The 17,296-nt window shown below is 67.0% G+C and carries 14 protein-coding genes; 7 read left to right on the forward strand and 7 right to left on the reverse strand.

Annotated elements, in window-relative coordinates; genetic code table 11:
• Window positions 1–36: 36 nt before the first annotated feature.
• Both AC5RVS_RS16325 and AC5RVS_RS16330 read right to left on the reverse strand, forming a co-directional pair.
• A complete protein-coding gene (locus AC5RVS_RS16325; protein WP_494108916.1) occupies window positions 37–1,122 on the reverse strand; it encodes a glycosyltransferase family 4 protein in 1,086 nt (361 codons plus the stop codon).
• Complete coding sequence (locus tag AC5RVS_RS16330) at window positions 1,119–1,997, reverse strand: alpha/beta fold hydrolase (RefSeq protein ID WP_494108917.1); 879 nt, start codon at window positions 1,995–1,997, stop codon at window positions 1,119–1,121. Before AC5RVS_RS16330 ends, AC5RVS_RS16325 begins: the two co-directional genes overlap by 4 nt.
• 242 nt (window positions 1,998–2,239) lie before the next feature.
• On the opposite strand from AC5RVS_RS16330, the gene glpK reads away from it, so the two are divergent.
• From glpK to AC5RVS_RS16345, 3 genes are all read left to right on the forward strand, one after another.
• Window positions 2,240–3,754, forward strand: coding sequence for a glycerol kinase GlpK (gene glpK / locus AC5RVS_RS16335; RefSeq protein WP_494108918.1), 1,515 nt, complete (start codon window positions 2,240–2,242; stop codon window positions 3,752–3,754).
• Between the two features lie 164 nt (window positions 3,755–3,918).
• Window positions 3,919–6,408, forward strand: a complete 2,490-nt coding sequence (leuS, locus tag AC5RVS_RS16340; protein ID WP_494108919.1) for a leucine--tRNA ligase — start codon at window positions 3,919–3,921, stop codon at window positions 6,406–6,408.
• A gap of 17 nt (window positions 6,409–6,425) precedes the next feature.
• A complete protein-coding gene (locus AC5RVS_RS16345) occupies window positions 6,426–7,373 on the forward strand; it encodes a DegV family protein (RefSeq protein WP_494108920.1) in 948 nt (315 codons plus the stop codon).
• A gap of 219 nt (window positions 7,374–7,592) precedes the next feature.
• On the opposite strand, the gene AC5RVS_RS16350 is transcribed toward AC5RVS_RS16345, so the two are convergent.
• Entirely contained in the window at window positions 7,593–8,354 is a 762-nt protein-coding gene (locus AC5RVS_RS16350; RefSeq protein ID WP_494108921.1) for a hypothetical protein, read from the reverse strand.
• A gap of 20 nt (window positions 8,355–8,374) precedes the next feature.
• The gene (locus AC5RVS_RS16355; RefSeq protein ID WP_494108922.1) at window positions 8,375–8,839 is read right to left on the reverse strand and encodes a hypothetical protein; all 465 of its coding nucleotides are present in this window, start codon (window positions 8,837–8,839) and stop codon (window positions 8,375–8,377) included.
• 528 nt (window positions 8,840–9,367) lie between these two features.
• Here AC5RVS_RS16355 and AC5RVS_RS16360 point away from each other — a divergent pair.
• Window positions 9,368–9,952, forward strand: coding sequence for a hypothetical protein (locus AC5RVS_RS16360; protein ID WP_494108923.1), 585 nt, complete (start codon window positions 9,368–9,370; stop codon window positions 9,950–9,952).
• 139 nt (window positions 9,953–10,091) lie between these two features.
• A complete protein-coding gene (locus tag AC5RVS_RS16365; protein ID WP_494108924.1) occupies window positions 10,092–10,976 on the forward strand; it encodes a hypothetical protein in 885 nt (294 codons plus the stop codon).
• A gap of 232 nt (window positions 10,977–11,208) precedes the next feature.
• On the opposite strand, the gene AC5RVS_RS16370 is transcribed toward AC5RVS_RS16365, so the two are convergent.
• From AC5RVS_RS16370 to AC5RVS_RS16380, 3 genes are all read right to left on the reverse strand, one after another.
• On the reverse strand, window positions 11,209–11,913 hold the full coding sequence (locus AC5RVS_RS16370) for a hypothetical protein (protein ID WP_494108925.1): 705 nt from the start codon (window positions 11,911–11,913) through the stop codon (window positions 11,209–11,211).
• A gap of 130 nt (window positions 11,914–12,043) precedes the next feature.
• Complete coding sequence (locus AC5RVS_RS16375; protein WP_494108926.1) at window positions 12,044–12,610, reverse strand: phosphoribosyltransferase family protein; 567 nt, start codon at window positions 12,608–12,610, stop codon at window positions 12,044–12,046.
• A gap of 215 nt (window positions 12,611–12,825) precedes the next feature.
• Window positions 12,826–13,368, reverse strand: a complete 543-nt coding sequence (locus AC5RVS_RS16380; RefSeq protein WP_494108927.1) for a hypothetical protein — start codon at window positions 13,366–13,368, stop codon at window positions 12,826–12,828.
• Between the two features lie 287 nt (window positions 13,369–13,655).
• Here AC5RVS_RS16380 and AC5RVS_RS16385 point away from each other — a divergent pair, with 287 nt between their 5' ends.
• Together AC5RVS_RS16385 and AC5RVS_RS16390 are read left to right on the forward strand one after the other, a co-directional pair.
• Window positions 13,656–14,471 carry a ComEA family DNA-binding protein gene (locus tag AC5RVS_RS16385; RefSeq protein ID WP_494108928.1) on the forward strand — a complete coding sequence of 272 codons (816 nt, stop codon included), beginning with the start codon at window positions 13,656–13,658 and terminating at the stop codon, window positions 14,469–14,471.
• Between the two features lie 536 nt (window positions 14,472–15,007).
• Complete coding sequence (locus tag AC5RVS_RS16390) at window positions 15,008–17,233, forward strand: ComEC/Rec2 family competence protein (RefSeq protein WP_494108929.1); 2,226 nt, start codon at window positions 15,008–15,010, stop codon at window positions 17,231–17,233.
• The last annotated feature ends 63 nt before the right edge of the window (window positions 17,234–17,296 follow it).

The raw sequence follows: 17,296 nt of genomic DNA on the forward strand, positions 1-17,296 counted from the left end.
GCAAGGCACATTCCTGGACTTGACGACAGGCTACAACTACCGGGACCGGCTCCGCCGTCGTTCCAACACTTCCTCGGCGGCGGCGACCAGCTGCTTGGCCGACTCGTTCCAGTCGTACGCCGCGGCTCGGCGGATGCTGGCCTCCGACGCCGCGCGGAAGGCACCGGGCTGGTCCAGCGCTGCCACGGCCGCCGCGAAGTCGGCGGGCTCATCCGGGTCCACCAGCGTGACGGCGCCGCCACCAACCTCACGGAAGATCGGAATGTCGCTGGCGATCACCGGCGTGCCGGCGGCCATGGCCTCGATCAGCGGCAGGCCGAAGCCCTCGTCGCGGGAGAGGGTGACCAGCGCTGTGGTCCGTTGCAGCAGTTGCTGATATCCGGCGTCGGAAATCCCGTTGTGGAAGACCAGCCGGCGAGGGTCGACGGCGCGGGCCTCCAGTTCGGCCTGCCTGTCCGGACGCACCGGGCTGAGCAGATGGAGCTCGTAGTCCGGCAGCAGCGCCATGGCGTCAATGATCGTTTCCACGTTCTTGTACGGCATGAACGAGCCCATGTAGAGCAGGGTCTTGTCGCGGCCGACGGCCGGATCGCGCGGCGCTCCCTGCGGCTGGGCGGCGTTGGAAACAATCCGGATCGGCCGGCGGGTGAGCCGGTGCCGTTCCATCAGCGCCTGCGTGGTGTGGCTGATGGTGGCCACCGTGTCCGCACGGTTCAACAGGAGACGCTGCGGCCAGTAGGCCTTATGGTAGAGCCGCCAGAGCCACTGCACCGGCTTGGGCAGGAAGCCCGGCGGCTTGGGGTGCGAGTAGTAGATCAGGTCGTGCAGGGTCAGGATGAGCCCGTACTTGCGGCCGAAGCTGCCCATGGTCTGCATCGGGCAGACGACGACGTCGGCGCCCAGCTTGTTCACGCGGCGCGCCACGAAGAGTTCGGCGGGGGAGAGCGGACTGTTGATCTTGACCCAGGGCACGTCGGGCAGGAGCTGCAGCTGCCGCTCGTCGCTGATCAGCATGCTCACGTCCGCCAGCCGGGACGCGGCTTCGATAAGGCTGGCGCCGTAGCGGCTGATTCCGTCCAGCTGGTCGGTGCGGGTGAACCGGGCGTCAATCAGGAGTTTCATGCACTCATTCCGTCGATGAAGTCCCGGATGAAGGCGGCGGCCGGTGCCGGGGTTTCGTAATGGATCAAATGCCCGACGGCGGGGATCACTTCAAGCCGGGAGTCCGGGATCATCGCCGCGAGCCTGCGCTGGCTCGTCACGGAACCGATGTCGTCCCGTTCGCCGGCGATCAGGAGGACCGGCAGGTCCAGCCGGCCGGCGACCTGCGCGACGTCGGCGGAGATGGACGCGCGGAAGGCCTCCAGCACCACCCGCCGGTTCGCGAAGGCGCTGAAGTAGGCGTCATGCTGCCCGTGGATGTAGGCGCGCAGCTGCGGGTCGCGGGTCTTCGCCATCATGATGCTCATGCCCCGGACGATCAACGGGTGGCGCAGCAGCCAGAGGCCCAACCGCTCGGGCAGCTTGGCCCCGGCGAAGTAGTAGAACCCGGCGAGCCGGGAGGGGATCGCCTTGGGGCCCTGCAGCGCGGGTTCGCTGATCGGGTTGACCAGGATGGCCGCCCGGAAGCTGCCCGGATGCGCCGCCAGGTGGTGGCTGACCACGATGGACCCAAAGGAGTGTCCCAGGACGTAGGTATCCGGGCCCAGCTTGAGTTCGCCGGCGAGGGCGTGCAGGAACCGGGTGTAGCCCTCGATTCCGTGCGTGCCGGCGGCCAGAGGCTCCGATTCGCCGAAGCCGGGCAAATCGGGGGCGATCACGCGGTAACCGGGCAGCTGTCCCACCACCAGTTCCAACCCGTGGTGATCCCCGCGGAACCCGTGGATGACCAGCAGGGTGGGCGCGCCGTCGTCGTCCGCGGGATATTCCCAGTAGCGCACCCGGGCGCCGTCGAGCAGAATTTCGCGGCGCACCGCGCGGTCGGCAACGGCGGTCACGCCAGGGTCCCTCCTGATTTCATGCCTTCGACTCTACCGACCCCCGGGCGCGTTGCCGCGCAGCGCGGCCCATGTTGCCCCAGCAGGGCCGGCACCGCGTGCCCGCACCGGAGGCCCTGCACCGGGGCGGACAGCACGGCGGGCCGCCGGCAGCGCCCGCTCGATTGACGCTGCACTGCGCCGCCGGTTAGGTTCAACAGCAGCCGGGCACCGAATCCCGGACCGGAGCGTGGAGGGCTGAGATGGCGGAGTTCGTGCTGGCAATCGACCAGGGGACCACCTCCACGCGCGCAATTATTTTCGACCACGCCGGGACACCGGTCTCCACCGGCCAGCGCGAGCACCGGCAGATATTCCCGCAGCCGGGCTGGGTGGAACACGACCCGCTGGAAATCTGGGACAACACCCGCGAGGTGGTGGGCACGGCGCTGTCCCGGGCCAGCCTGACCCGGCACGACATAGCCGCCGTCGGCATCACGAACCAGCGCGAAACCACGGTGGTGTGGGAGAAGAGCACGGGCCGGCCGGTGTACAACGCGATCGTCTGGCAGGACGTGCGCACGCAGCAGATCTGCGACGAACTGGCGGCCGACGGTGGCGTAGACCGCTTCCGCGAGCAGACCGGCCTGCCGCTTGCGCCCTACTTCGCCGGGACCAAGCTGGCCTGGATCCTGCGCAACGTGGACGGGGCGCAGGAACGGGCCGAGGCCGGCGAGCTGCTGTTCGGCACCACCGACAGCTGGGTCCTGTGGAACCTGACCGGCGGGCCTGACGGCGGCACGCACGCCACCGACGTCACCAACGCCTCCCGCACCCTGTTCATGGACCTGCGCACGCTGCAGTGGGACCGGGAGATCCTGGACGCCTTCGGCGTGCCGGCCGCGATGTTGCCGGAGATCCGCTCATCGTCCGAGCCCTACGCGACCGTGCACGGCTCCCAACTGCTGCGGCACGTCCCGGTGGCGGGCATCCTCGGCGACCAGCAGGCGGCCACGTTCGGGCAGGCGGCATTCAACCCCGGCGAGGCCAAGAACACGTACGGCACGGGCTGCTTCGTGCTGGTCAACACGGGCGAGGAGATCGTCAGGTCATCGCACGGACTGCTGACCTCCGTGGGCTACCAGCTGGGCAAAGCGGCGCCGCACTACGTGCTGGAGGGGTCGATCGCCGTCGCGGGGTCGCTGATCCAGTGGCTGCGCGACAACCTGGGCATGGTGTCATCCGCGCAGGAGGCCGAGCAACTGGCGGCCACGGTCGAGGACACCGGCGGCTGCTACTTCGTGCCCGCGTTCTCGGGCCTGTTCGCGCCGTACTGGCGGCAGGATGCCCGCGGCGCACTGGTGGGCCTGACCCGGTTCGTGACCAAGGCGCACATTGCCCGCGCCGCGCTGGAGGCCACGGCCTTCCAGACCCGGGAAGTCCTGGACGCGGTCAACGCGGACGCCGCGGTGCCGCTGACCGGTTTGAAGGTCGACGGCGGGATGGTCGCCAATGATGCGCTGATGCAGTTCCAGGCGGACATCCTGGGCGTGCCCGTGATGCGCCCGCGGGTCACCGAGACCACCGCCCTGGGAGCGGCATATGCGGCGGGCCTCGCCGTCGGGTTCTGGGAGAGCACGGACCAGCTGGCCCGGAACTGGGTGCAGGAGGCACGCTGGGAGCCGCAGATGCCGGCGGAAGAGCGGGAACGCAGGCTGCGTTTGTGGAAGAAGGCGGTCACCCGGACCTTCGACTGGGTCGACGACGATGTCCTGTGAACGTGCGGTAAAGTGGTCCCATGTTCGCACTGCTCCTTAGCTAGCCGCTGCCGCGGGGCCCAGGCCCTGCTTCAGCGGCCCGCCCCTCCGATGCCGAGGGGCTTTTGTGTGTCTAGGGGAGTCAGGCCAGTGCGCAGTACAGACAAGAGGACGAGGCAAGCACAGTGAGTACGCAGCCGGGTACGGAACAGCACGAGTACAGTTTCTCCGCCATGGAGGCCAAATGGCCGGCCGTGTGGGAGGAACTCGATGTCTTCGCTCCCGCCGACGACGGTTCCCGCGAACGCCGCTACGTGCTTGACATGTTCCCCTACCCCTCCGGCGACCTGCACATGGGCCACGCCGAAGCGTTCGCCATGGGCGACGTGGTGGCCCGCTACTGGCGGCTGAAGGGCTACGACGTCCTGCACCCGATCGGCTGGGACTCCTTCGGCCTGCCGGCCGAGAACGCCGCGATCAAGCGCAACGCCCACCCCAGCGAGTGGACCTACGCCAACATCGACACCCAGGCCGCGTCCTTTAAGCGCTACGCGATCAGCGCCGACTGGTCGCGCCGGCTGCACACCTCCGACCCGGGGTACTACCGCTGGACCCAGTGGCTGTTCCTGCGGTTCTACGAACGCGGTCTGGCCTACCGGAAAAACTCCCCGGTCAACTGGTGCCCGAAGGACCTGACCGTGCTGGCCAACGAACAGGTGGTCAACGGGGCGTGTGAGCGCTGCGGCACGCCCGTGACCAAGAAGAGCCTGAACCAGTGGTACTTCAAGATCACCGATTACGCCGACCGCCTGCTGGACGACATGGACGAGCTCAAGGGCCACTGGCCGGAGCGGGTGCTGGCGATGCAGCGCAACTGGATCGGCCGCTCGGAAGGCGCCCACGTCCGCTTCACGGTGGAGGAAGCCGGCGGACGCCCGGCGCAGGACGTCACGGTTTTCACCACCCGCCCGGACACGCTGAACGGCGCCACCTTCTTCGTGGTCGCCGCCGATACGCACCTGGCGCTGGACCTGGTGGCCCCGGAACACCACGATGCGCTGATGGCCTACCGCGAGCAGATCAAGGCGCTCTCCGACATCGAACGCCAGTCCACCGAACGCGAGAAGACCGGCGTGTTCCTGGGCCGCTACGCGATCAACCCGCTTAACGGCGAAAAGCTGCCGGTCTGGGCCGCCGACTATGTGCTGGCCGACTACGGGACCGGCGCGATCATGGCCGTCCCGGCGCACGACCAGCGCGACCTTGACTTCGCGAAGGCCTTCGACCTGCCCGTGCGCGCCGTCGTCGATACCGGGGAAGGGGACCCGGCCGACACCGGGATCGCCACCAGCGGCGAAGGTACCCTGATCAATTCCGGCGAGCTCGACGGCCTGTCCAAGACCGAAGCCATCGCCCGCGCCATCGAATTGGTGGAGGCGGCCGGCACCGGCGAGAAGACCGTGAACTTCCGGCTGCGCGACTGGCTGCTGTCCCGTCAGCGGTTCTGGGGCGCGCCGATCCCGATCGTTCATTGCGAGGAGTGCGGGGAGGTCCCGGTTCCCGATGACCAGCTGCCCGTGCGGCTGCCCGACGACCTGCGCGGCGAAGCCTTGTCGCCCAAGGGCACCTCGCCGCTGGCCTCCGCCGCGGACTGGGTCAACACCGACTGCCCGAACTGCGGCAAGGCCGCCCGGCGCGACACCGACACCATGGACACCTTCGTGGATTCCTCCTGGTACTACCTGCGCTTCGCCTCCCCGGACTACACCGAGGGCCCGTTCGAGAAGGACGCCGCGGCCCGCTGGCTGCCGGTGGACCAGTACGTGGGCGGCGTCGAGCACGCCATCCTGCACCTGCTCTACAGCCGGTTCTTCACCAAGGTGCTCAAGGACATGGGCCTGATCGATTTCGACGAGCCGTTCCGCGCGCTGCTGAACCAGGGCCAGGTGCTCAACGGCGGCAAGGCGATGAGCAAGTCGCTGGGCAACGGCGTGGACCTGGGCGAACAGCTGGACAAGTTCGGCGTGGACGCCGTCCGCCTGACCATGATCTTTGCCTCGCCGCCCGAAGACGACGTGGACTGGGCGGACGTTTCGCCCTCCGGCTCGGCCAAGTTCCTGGCGCGCGCCTGGCGGCTGGGACAGGACGTCGCCTCCGCTCCGGGCACGGATTACGACGACGGCGACCGCGCCCTGCGCTCGGTCACCCACCGGACCGTTGCCGACGCGGCGGAACTGCTCGATGCCGGCAAGTTCAACGTGGTCATCGCCCGGCTGATGGAGCTGGTCAACGCCACCCGCAAGGCCATCGACGCCGGCCCCGGTGCCGCCGACCCGGCCGTCCGCGAGGCCACCGAGGCAGTGGCCGTCATCCTGAGCCTGTTTGCCCCCTACACCGCGGAGGACCTCTGGGCCCAGCTGGGCCACGAACCCTCCGTGGTCAAGGCGTCCTGGCCGGCCGTGGACCAGTCCCTGCTGGTGCAGGACACCGTGACCGCGGTGGTGCAGGTAGCCGGCAAGGTGCGCGACCGGCTGGAGGTGGCGGCCGATGTCGACGAGGACGAGCTGGAGAAGCTCGCACTGGCCTCGCCGCAGGTCATCCGGACGCTTGACGGCCGCGGAGTGCGCAAGGTAATTGTGCGCGCGCCGAAGCTGGTCAACATCGTGCCGGCCTGACCGGCGGCCTGGCCCCGATGAATTGGCTCGAGCAACTGGTACAGCGGTCCAAGCAACTGCTGCAGCAGCCGCCTGCCCGGCCGGGCCAGCCGCAGCGGCACCGGGTTGCCGTCGTCACGGATTCGGCCGCTTCGCTGCCCGCGGACTGGGTCAACCAGCCGGACACCGCGGACTGGCTGCGGGTGGTGCCGATGCCGGTGATGATCTCCGGGCAGATTTACGGGGAAGGCGTCGACGACGTCGCTTCCGCCTTGGCGGTCGGGCTCGCCGAGGGGCGCGACATCAAGACCTCGCGCCCGTCGCCGGGGCTTCTGGAGCGGACCTACCGGGAGCTCGAGGATTTGGGCTTCGACGCGATCGTCTCCATCCACCTCTCGGCCGAGCTCTCCGGCACGATCGAAGCGGCAGGCTTGGCGGCCGACGGCGTGGGCATCCCGGTGGAAGTGGTGGATACGCGCAGCGCCGCGCTGGGTGAAGGATTCGCCGTCATCGACGCCGTCATCGCGGCGCAGAGCGGTCTCGACCGGCAGGCCGTGACGGAGCGCGCCAAGGCGGCCGCCGTGTGTTCGGACGTCTTCTTCTACGTGCCCAGCCTGGACCAGCTGCGCCGCGGCGGCCGGATTTCCGCCGCCTCCGGACTGCTCGGCTCCCTGCTGGCGATCAAGCCGTTGCTGGCCATCCGCGACGGTGCCATCCTGCCGCTGGAGAAGGTGCGGACCGCCGCCCGAGCCCAGGCCCGGCTGCAGCAGCTGGTGGTGCGCCGGATCGAGGAACTCGACTACGAACCCCGGGTTGCGGTGCACTACTTCGGCAACGAAACCGAGAGCCGGGCCATCGCGGAAACGTTGCAGCAGTACCTGAGCGACGACGTGCTGGTGACCCCGGTGCCCTCGGTCCTGGCCGCCCACACCGGCCTGGGCGTCGTCGCGGTGGTCGTCGGGCCGCCGACGCCGCCCATGGGCTGAGCGTTCCTTTTCCGCAGACGGCGCCGCCGGGAGCGGTTCTTGTTCACGAGTGCATGCCGGCCGGTCGGGGCATTGCGTTGCGGCCGAGGCGGACTCCGCGCTTCCGTATAGCCCTCGGGGCGGCGTTCGGTCTGTCGGGCTGTGCCTAGGCTACGGACTTGTTTCGCTGGGCACCGCGGATGTGCCGGGGCAGCGGACCCTTGCGGGCGTGCCTGCTGATCAGGGGTAAACCAGCAAGTTCTTGTGCACTTGGCGCCAGCCTTCAGCCAGTTCTTTGCTGGCGTCGTAGTCATCGACAACCAGCTTCGCCGTTACGCCAAGGGCGCCCAGCTCCACACCGGGGGCCCCGCCGCCGCAGCCGGCGGAAGCTGTGTCGGCTTTAAGATTCTCGACGACCACGCACACAATGCCGTCTTCACCAGGGTCGTTCGACAGCGCCGCGTGGAACACGTAGTCGTGCTCCTTGACCAATAGCCGTGCACTGTCTGCCTTGATGTTTAAGTCCTCCGCGTCGTCGGCCAGGCTGGTATCGGCCGGTCCGGCCGGAGCTTCGAGAGCAGCAATCTCGAACTTCGGATCATCCAATCCGCGCACCAGCAGGTTCTTGTGCAGGTAGCGCCAGCCTTCGGCTAGTTCCTTACTGGCGTCGTAGCCGTCGTATGCCAGCTTCGCTTCCAGGAGGCCGGGATTTCCCTCTGTCTTGTCCCAGGCAATATAGGGGGTACTGTCGCCACATCCAGTTGATTCGACGCCCTCTTCATCCTGTATGACCACGCAGAGGCGCCCGCTAGCCATGCTGGGGAGTGGCACCAAAGAGTAGAACCTGTAGGGCGCCTCTTCTGCCAGCAGATGCTTATTGGTTGAGGTGAGGGGCAGGTCCTTGAATGCCAGATCAGACGGCGCGGGCTTTGGTCCGCTGGTGCAGCCGGCCATCGCCAGGAGTACCGCAGTGCCAGCTGCGAGTTTGGCGAAGGTGCGCATTCTGTTCCCGTCTGCTGGTGTTACCGCTTCACTGCGTACTTGGCGCCGAGATCCTCGGCGAGGGCTTCCATGTTCGTATTTCTTTGGCGATCCTCTACCCCCAGCGCGACCTCAGCGACATCGGCGACAAACCAGTTTTGGCCCTCTACTAGGTAGACAGACCCAGGGTTACCAGCCGCACCGACATACATTTCGTGAACGTTCTCGAAGGCTTCCTGACTGTCGAACCAGAGAACTTCGACAGTCTCAGTACACAACACAGCCTCGCCGGTAGGCCCTCCTCCTAGCGGAAACTTGGTCGGCGGGGCACCGACGTCATCCTCACAGTCCAGCACTGCGTCGACCGCCTGATAGGCAGCATCCAGCGACGAGAATCGCGGCAATTCCTGGCCGCCACCACTCGCACTACCGCAGGCTGTCGTGGCACCAATCAACCCGAGTGTTAACACCAAAGAGAACTGGCTCCCTGGGCGGCGTTTAGTCACACGGATTTCCTTTACCTTGGAAATGTTTGTCTTAGACTAACCGCAGGACGTTAGGCACGGGATATTTCCAACGTTGCGAAGCAATAACTTCTTATATGTGCATCGCCATAGCATCTTAGCTGTTGCTGCTCTCTACTTCGCCCCCCAAGTCCGGTTTGGGCAGGGGAGCAGGCTTAGAACACCACGTGTGTTCTTTCCCGGCAACGACCGAGTTTCCGGCTCGATCTGGAAAATCAAGAAGGAAAAGAATAACACGGGGAAAACCCATGCCGTCCACATGGAGGTGATTTCGGGGTTGACCATTTTTCACCTCCTAGCGAATACGTAAAGTATCGATCTGGGCCCGCACAGCACGTTCTTCTACCGGCTCACGGATGCCGGCGACGAGCTCTCGGGATCTGTCGCTGTGATGGAGGGCGGCTGTCGGCTCTACAGTTCGGGGAACAGCCTTGTGCTCACCTGCGGCACAACTCTCATATCGATACTCGTGTCCAAGTAAATCCAAAGGCGAAGGGACGACAATTAAGCATGGTCGCGCCCGAAGTACCGACACGCGCTCCGAAGAGCAAACTGGAGCGCATCTCTGACCACGCAATTTGGTGGCTGCCCATGGTAACTTTGCTGCCTGCAAATATCCTGCTGCCGAATGCGGACCTGGGCGCCCGGATCCTCACCAGCCTCGGGGCAGTCCTCCTCGTCGAGGCCCTGCTGCTCGTCGGCGTGAGACGCGACAAACGCAAGCGTCTGACCGTGGATATCGAAGAACACGGGATCATTGATTGCCTCCTCCGCTATCCAAATGCTGTGCCTGGGTCGCTGCGCGGCCGCTGGGCACCCGGGTCGGCTCAGCTCAAACCGAGCACCATCGTGTTCAGAGAGCGCAACGTCATTGAACCCTTTGGCCTGGATCAAGTCATCGGAGCGCCCCGAATCCTCGAAGTCCGGTCGTTCCCCGAGCAACGAGTGCTGCCTCCGCACACGCCAAAGGAGCTCCGAAGGAACCAGCGCGTGGTCAGTATCCGAACGAGCGGCGGCGAGGTGGAACTGGCAGCTGATGAGATGAGCCTCAACTCTTTGCACCGGCTCGTCTACGGAACAAACCAGGGCGATTAGGCGCTCACGACCGTGGTCAAGTCATGCCGGGCGACAGCCAGCGGTCATGCGCGCCAGTGCATGACCGTTTTCCCGCGTACAGGATTGCAAGTCTCCAGTTTGCGGGAAAAATGGAACATGCCTGCCACACTGGGGGGTCATGGAACTTGCAGAAGGGGGACGTTTGGAAGATGACCCCGCGTGGGCGGCGATGCTCGAGGAGTTTGGGTTCTTCGTGGCTCCCGAGGGCTTCGAGGACGAAGACGACGAGCCTAACCCGCTGTTCGTCGAGCACGGGGTGCTGCCTCCGGATGCCCGTGAGCATCTGCTGACCTTCGAGGACGGGCGCGTGGTCATCGACTACCCACCCGATGACCAGCCGGGGCTGGAGGTTCTCGCCCCGGTCTTCGATGTCGTCCGGACCGTCCAGGCCACCTACGGGGTTACCGACTTCTCCCTGCTGGACGAGATGCCGCACTTGGAAGGGCTGGTCATCGACGACAAGATCAAGGTTGCACCCACTCAGCAGGAATGGCCGGAACTATGCTCGTATGACGGCCCGTGGCAGGCGGAAGCCGCGCCCTTCGTCGCCGCACCCCGCCTGAATTCCTTGCTGCTCCGGGGTGCCACCCAGGAGGCCCTGAACCTGATCCGGGGACCGCTGTCCTGGCTCGGCCTCCAGCGGCTGAAGCTGCCCGACGGCTCGTGCGGCTGGCCGCACCCGGCCGAGGTCGTCTACATCGACACCACTGGCAGGGTCGATGTCAGCCGCATCCACCAGCTGGCCTCGGCCAGGAAGATCATCTTTGAAGGTATTGGCGAGGTTTCCGGCCTGGAGGTCGTCTCCAGCGAGCACCCGCTGCGGGAACTGGTGCTGCGTGACGTGCGCAGCTTGGGCACAACCGTTAACCCGTGGCTGATTCAGGCCGACGAGATCACGGTCGAGGGTCGGCCCAACGTTATGAAGTGGGTGAACGAGGCTCTGCTGCACCGTCCCGATGGCTGGGAGCGGCGCTGGGAGTTCGACCGGGCCTGGGTGCCCTAGCTGCCGCGTCTAGATCCCGTCCTGCGGTCCCTGGAGACGCAAAGAAGGAGGACCAAATATACAAGGGCAACAAGCAGCTCACCATGTCTGGATCTATTGGTTTGATCATCGCGGGGGCGCCGTACCAGGGCCAAGGCCTGAGCGGGCTCCAGTAGGTAGGTACGGATGGCGGGGGCCCTTCATGTTCCACCTGTCCCGAGAAATCTGTTGCTCAACGACGCCAACTTCAGGATTACCTTGGCTCGGACCTAACGGCAACGGAGCGCCGGCCGGCCCAACCTGCCATTAGCAGCCCTGCCAGCACCGCCGCGCCTGCGAAGCCCAGCGGCGAAGCCCATCCGAACTCCGGCAGCGTCAGCGCCACGGCAACGACCGCGCAGGAGAGCAGGAACTCGGCGGCGGCTCGCAGGGGCCGCTGCCGGTAAACAGGCGATGCGATGAAGTGTGCCAGCGGTACTACCGGCACGAGGGCGAGTAGAGCGGGACCGAGAATCGGGTAGAACCCGTAAACCACGAAGAACAGCGACGATGCGGCCAGGAGCACCACGAACAGTGCCAGCTTTGCCACCCGCTGCGTCCTGCTGTAACTGTCCCAGCGCAGGCAGATAATGGCCCAGGCCGGCAGGCCCAGCAGCCAGAGCCCGCCCCAGTAGCCCGTGCCCAGCACCCACAGTGCCACCATCAACAAACCGGGCAGAACGAATGCCAGGATCCGGCCCCAAGTGGCATCCCTGATCCCAGGACCGTAGATGAATAACCCAACCGCCGCGTAAACGATCGCATACCCGGGCAACAGTTCAGCATCGGGCCGGGTCCCCAGCCCAAGGAGGAGCAACAGGATGCCGATTGCTGCGACAGCCACAGCGGCCACCGCCCAGGGGCGGCCTGGAGCCGCTACATCGTCAAGCCAGTCGCGCCGATCCCTGAGGGTCTCCATGCCTGCAGTATTGCAGAGCAGGTGGGAGATGCCCGCCCGCACCTGCCCCTCATGCCCGCCCGACGTTCACGGCAGAGTATAGGCATTCGCACCGGTTGATCACCCGTAAGTGGGGGTGCCTTCGGATGTGTCAGGTACGTCGGTAGAAGTCTCGGACGTGGAAGACAGACTTGAGGTTCAATTGGCGCCGGGGCTGGCTTTCTTTGAGGTTGTCGATAAGAACCGATGCTCCAACCCACGTCGCGCCGATTTCGTGGATGAGTCTTTGGAGCGCCAGGAGCTGACCGCCTGTATCGACCAAATCGTTCACGGCAAGGACGCGGTCCCCGGATCTGATGAGACCTTTGGGGAGCCCAAGCTCAAGGTGGCGGTCCTTATAGTCGGGCGGGCTAGTGACTGTGACCCAGGGATCGCTGTCGAAGGTCGGGGCGGCGTCTTTTGGCACTGGACAGAACCCGACGCCCAGATTCGACGCAGTCAGTGCCCCTGTCAGGTACCCGCTGGCGGACGGACCAATGACAACGGTGGGAGCGGCCGCGCGGAAATATTCGGCGAGCAGTTCGCCTACGCCGGCCAAAACCTCTGGCTCCCGCCACCAACTAAAAAGATTGAAGTAGTTTTGGTTGATTGAGCGAGTCGTTTTCCACTCGAATATCTCCGCCATACGCCGTCGGAGTTCTCTATGTTTCGCGGCCATAGGCTGAATCCTAATATTCAAAACCGTTTTGCATGCCTCCCCGCGCCCTATCCGGGACCATGCCGCCAGTTGGGAGTAAGAAAGCGCTGAGAATTACCCGGCTGCTTGACCTGCCGCTGCGGTCCCTTGGCGTCTCCGGAACATTTCCTGGGTGTTTATCCTCGTTCATCTCACGCCTCCCATCGGTACTCAACGCGCTACGGCCCGTATGCCCGCTATTTTCGGTCCGTGCGGGGCGCAAATAAGCGCCGTAAACCTCTGAGCGGCGTAGGCCGGGAGGCTCGCTTTTCATAGTGCTCCCGGAGATCTTGCAGAAGCTTTTCGTATTCGGTCCGCTCAGAGGTGAAGGACTGGCCCGGGAAAATCCATGGCTCGTCGTCACCGGTCTGCCAGCCGAAACTCTGCCACGTGATTGTCTGTGGCGTCTGCGACAGTTCCATGCTTACCGTGCCGCACCATAGATCGCCGCAGACCGGACAGAGCAGGAGCGCAATACGCCCGTCGTGGAAGTCACCGGGAATTTGTCCCAGGAGTCGGTCCAAGTATTCCATTGCAGCCTTCGGTGACCAATCACCGCGTAGTGCCGTGGTTTCCTGTTCCGGCCGCGCCGCGTCTTCTGGAACTCTCAGCAGGTCCTTCAGGGGCCGACCGTCAACCAGCAAGCCGAGGAAATCCACCGGGTGCTCTCTTCCCGAGGGAAAATCCGTGTAGTGCGAGGTAGTAGCTTCGACACTCAGGCGGTGGCGGTCGTTTCCCATGCACTCAGTATTGCTGGAGGAATGATTTGTCCAAGCAGATTTCTGATCTCTGCCGACCAGACCATACGCGTCACGGCGTACGTCCCTGTCTCGTCGGTCAAACAGGAGGGAAGCAAAGACTGGCGGGCGTCGGTGTCAGGACATACGTCGTCGCGGTGGTAGTCGGGCAGCCGACGCCGCCCCTGGGCTGACCGTTCCTCTCCTCCACAGACTGCGCCGCCGGAGCGGCTGTCCACGAGTGCTTGCCGGCCGGCCGGGCAGCGGCGCCGCCGACCTAGTGTTGCCGCATGGGCCGACACCGCTGGCTTCCGGCAACCGCCCGCGGCGGTATTGCGTCGCGGCCGAGGCGAACTCCGCGCTTCCGCATAGCCCTCGGGGCAGCGTTCGTGGTGGCCGGGCTGTGCCTGGGCTACGGGCTTGTTTCGTTGGCCACCGCTGATGTGAGCCGCTCGGCTGCTCCCATCCTGGAGAGCATTCCGCTGGCGTCCGACCGGGCTGCCGGTCCGGCTCTCGACGAGGGAACGGAAGGGAAGCCCCCAGCGGCGCCGCCTACTGCCGGCGAGGACGGTGCGGAGACCGGGGATGATTCGGCAGGCGCCGGCCCTGGCATCATCGTCCATGTTGCCGGAGCCGTTGCTTCGCCGGGGATTGTCCGGCTGCTCGAGGGCTCCAGGGTGTTCGAAGCCATTGACGCGGCCGGGGGTGCCACGAAGAAGGCGCAGCTCGAGGCGCTGAACCTGGCGGCGCCGTTGACCGACGGACAGCAGGTCTATGTGCCCACGCCGGATGCGCCGGGTCCGCAACCGGCGGCTGGTTCGGGAGGCGCCGGCGGAGCCGGTGGAGGCTCTAGCGACGGCTCTCGCAGCGGCGACGCGGAAGCCGGCGGGGGCGTCGCCACGGGCGATCCCGCCGCCAAGATCAACATCAATACGGCCACGGCCGAGGAGCTCCTCGAGCTGCCCCGTGTTGGACCGGTGCTTGCCGCCCGGATTGTTGAGTTCCGCGAGCAGCATGGCCCGTACGGGCAGCCGTCGGATCTCGACGCGGTGCCCGGCATCGGGCCGGTCATGCTGGAGGCGCTGGTGGAGCTGGTGTCGGTATGAGCCGGCCGCCGCGCTGGCAGCGGTATGCGGAAGCGGCCCGACGTCCAATTGCCGCGACGCAGGACCTGAATGAGGGGCGCCAGCCGCCCAGACGGCGCGGCGACCTGGGCCGGCGGTTGCTGCGCCACGTCAAGCCAGATCCCGCAGCCGCTGAGGCCGCCGCGGCGGAGGCCGACGGCCGGCGCCTGGATCTTCGCTTGGGGCTCGCGGCGGCGGCATGCTGGGGAGCTGCCTTGGCGCTGCCCCACGCGCCGCCGGGGGTTGCCCTGCTGTCCGCGGGCGTGCTCTTGGGAACCGCCTGTACAGCGACCGCCGGTTTGCTGTTGCCGCTGCGGCCGGTTTGGCCACTGCCTCGCCCGGCCAGCTTGTCGGCATGGCACCACCGGTCCCGGCCCCGGGAAGACCCGCCTCAGCCAAGGTCCCCACGGCAGGGAAGCCGGCGCCACACACGGGCCCGGCAGCAGGGGAACCCGCCTCAATCTCGCGCCCGGCCTCGGCGCGGCGCCCGCGGTGCGGGAGGCATCGCCGTCGTCGTTGTGCTGTGCAGTTGCACCGGGCTGCTGGCACTGACGGTAGGCCTGCAACAGGCGGAGCGGCTGGCGGGCCCGATCGGGACGGCCATCACGGGCGAGCAGACCATCACGGCCCGCCTGGTGGCCACCGGTGACGCAGCGCAAGTCAAGGCGCCGCGGCAGTTTGGCAGCGGCCCGCGTTTCCACCTGACCGCAACCATCGTGGAGGCCACGGCCGACCGCGTGCGGTTCGAGGCCGACACCCCGGTGCTGGTCCTCGGCGGGCCGGAGTGGTCCCACGTGCGGTTCGGCGAGCGGCTGCGCACCTCCGGCAAGCTCGTCCGGGCGGACCCGGGCCAGGCCGTCGACGCCCTGCTGATAGCATCCACCGCCCCGTTGGAACGCTCGGCGCCACCCCTGGATGCATGGGTCTCGGGCCTGCGCGGCCAGTTCGTGGCGGCGCTGGCCGGATTGCCACCCGACGCCCGCGGGCTCCTCCCCGGGATGGTGCTGGGGGACAAGGAACACCAGGGTGCGGACCTCGAGGAGGCCATGCGGCGTACCGGGCTGACGCACCTTCTCACGGTCAGCGGCGCCAATGTTTCGTACGTGCTGGCCTTCATCTACCTGCTCGGATCGGCGGTCCGGCTGCCCCGTTGGGCGAAAGCTGTTGCGGGCCTGACCGGTCTCGTCGGATTCGTGCTCCTGGTCCGGCCGGAGCCCAGCGTGCTGCGCGCCGCGGTGATGGGCTCGCTGGGGGTGGTCGCGGTGCTGAGCGGACGGCGCAGGGCCTCGCTGGCCTTTCTGGCCTTCGCGGTGCTGGTGCTGCTGATCGTGGATCCGTGGCTGGCGTCCAGCTACAGCTTCGTGCTGTCGGTGCTTGCGACCCTTTCCCTCGTACTGCTGGGGACCGTGTGTTCCCGCCGGCTGCAGCGTTTCCTGCCGGTCCCGCTGGCCCACGCGGTGGCCATGCCGCTGGCCGCGCAGGTCTTCTGCGCCCCGGTCATTGTCCAGCTCCAGCCCGAACTGGCCCTGTACGCAGTCCCCGCCAATGTGGCGGCGGGACCGCTGGTCCCCTTCATCACGGTCGCCGGCATGATGGGGACGGCACTGCTGCCGCTGTTCCCCGGACCGGCCGCCGTGGTGCTGCATGCCGCGGGCTGGATGACCTTGTGGATTGCAGGGGTCGCCCGCTGGTTTTCCGCACTGCCCATGGCCGCGCTGCCGTGGGCGCGTGGCCCGCTCGGCGCCGCGGGAGCGGCCGGCGCCGGCTTGGTGCTCCTCTGGGGGCTGCGGGCCGCGGACAGGCGGCGGGCTTCGCAGGAGCAGCGCCTTGGGCCCGACGACGTCGGCGAGCCGGCGCTGCGGGGTGGCGGCTTCGCTTCCGGCGCGCGCGCGGGGTTGCTCAAGCTGGCCTGCTGGACGGCCCTGCCCGGGCTCGCGGGAGGAGCGCTGGCCGGGATGCTGCTGCCGCCGGCACCGGCGGGGGAGTGGGACGTGGCGGCCTGCGATGTGGGACAGGGTGACGGCATGGTGGTGCGGACAGGCGAGGGCAGCGCGATCGTGGTGGATACCGGACCCGACCCGGAGGCGATGGATCGGTGCCTTGACGGACTCGGCGTGGAACGGATCGACCTGCTGGTGCTGACGCACATGCACCTGGACCACTATGGCGGATTCGCGGGAGCCGTGGCCGGACGGGAGACGGCGCGGGTGCTGTACTCAAGTGCCGGGGCAGCGCCGCCGGCTTCCGTGCTGGCCACGCTTGAGGATCGGGGGCTGCAGGCAGAGCGCGCCTTTGCGGGCCTGTCCGGCTCGTCGGGAGCCGTTGGCTGGGCGGTGCACTGGCCGGTGGAGGGCAGCGGCGGCCTGTCCGAAAACGACGCGAGCCTCGTCGTCGACATCACCCTGCCCTCCCCGGCCGGGGGATCGACTCGGATGCTGCTGACCGGCGACCTGGAGGAGGAGCAGCTGCCGGCCCTGATGCGCCGGTTGGGCCCGGACTTCGCGGTCGACGTGCTCAAGGTCAGCCATCACGGCGCACGGAACGGGGGAACCGCACTCATCACCGCGCTGCGGCCGGCGGCGGCGCTGATCTCCGTGGGCGCCAGCAACGATTACGGCCATCCAGCGGTTGAAATCCTGGCGGCGCTCCAAGCGGCCGGCGTGCACGTCCTCAGGACCGACGAGCTGGGAACGGTCCTCGTGGACGTCCGCGACCGGGAATTGTCCGTCCGCGCCAACAGCTAGGCGGGTAGCGGAGACCTTGGCCCGGCGGGAGGCGGGGAACTGCTTTGGGCAAAAGGGCTGGAT

This window comes from Arthrobacter sp. Y3221048, assembly GCF_059092685.1.

Bases quoted from the DNA above. Each gene is read 5' to 3' on its own strand.
- AC5RVS_RS16325 (WP_494108916.1), bottom strand. From the start codon at position 1,122: ATGAAACTCCTGATTGACGCCCGGTTCACCCGCACCGACCAGCTGGAC.
- glpK (WP_494108918.1), top strand. From the start codon at position 2,240: ATGGCGGAGTTCGTGCTGGCAATCGACCAGGGGACCACCTCCACGCGC.
- AC5RVS_RS16345 (WP_494108920.1), top strand. From the start codon at position 6,426: ATGAATTGGCTCGAGCAACTGGTACAGCGGTCCAAGCAACTGCTGCAG.
- AC5RVS_RS16350 (WP_494108921.1), bottom strand. From the start codon at position 8,354: ATGCGCACCTTCGCCAAACTCGCAGCTGGCACTGCGGTACTCCTGGCG.
- AC5RVS_RS16360 (WP_494108923.1), top strand. From the start codon at position 9,368: ATGGTCGCGCCCGAAGTACCGACACGCGCTCCGAAGAGCAAACTGGAG.
- AC5RVS_RS16365 (WP_494108924.1), top strand. From the start codon at position 10,092: ATGGAACTTGCAGAAGGGGGACGTTTGGAAGATGACCCCGCGTGGGCG.
- AC5RVS_RS16370 (WP_494108925.1), bottom strand. From the start codon at position 11,913: ATGGAGACCCTCAGGGATCGGCGCGACTGGCTTGACGATGTAGCGGCT.
- AC5RVS_RS16375 (WP_494108926.1), bottom strand. From the start codon at position 12,610: ATGGCCGCGAAACATAGAGAACTCCGACGGCGTATGGCGGAGATATTC.
- AC5RVS_RS16380 (WP_494108927.1), bottom strand. From the start codon at position 13,368: ATGGGAAACGACCGCCACCGCCTGAGTGTCGAAGCTACTACCTCGCAC.
- AC5RVS_RS16385 (WP_494108928.1), top strand. From the start codon at position 13,656: ATGGGCCGACACCGCTGGCTTCCGGCAACCGCCCGCGGCGGTATTGCG.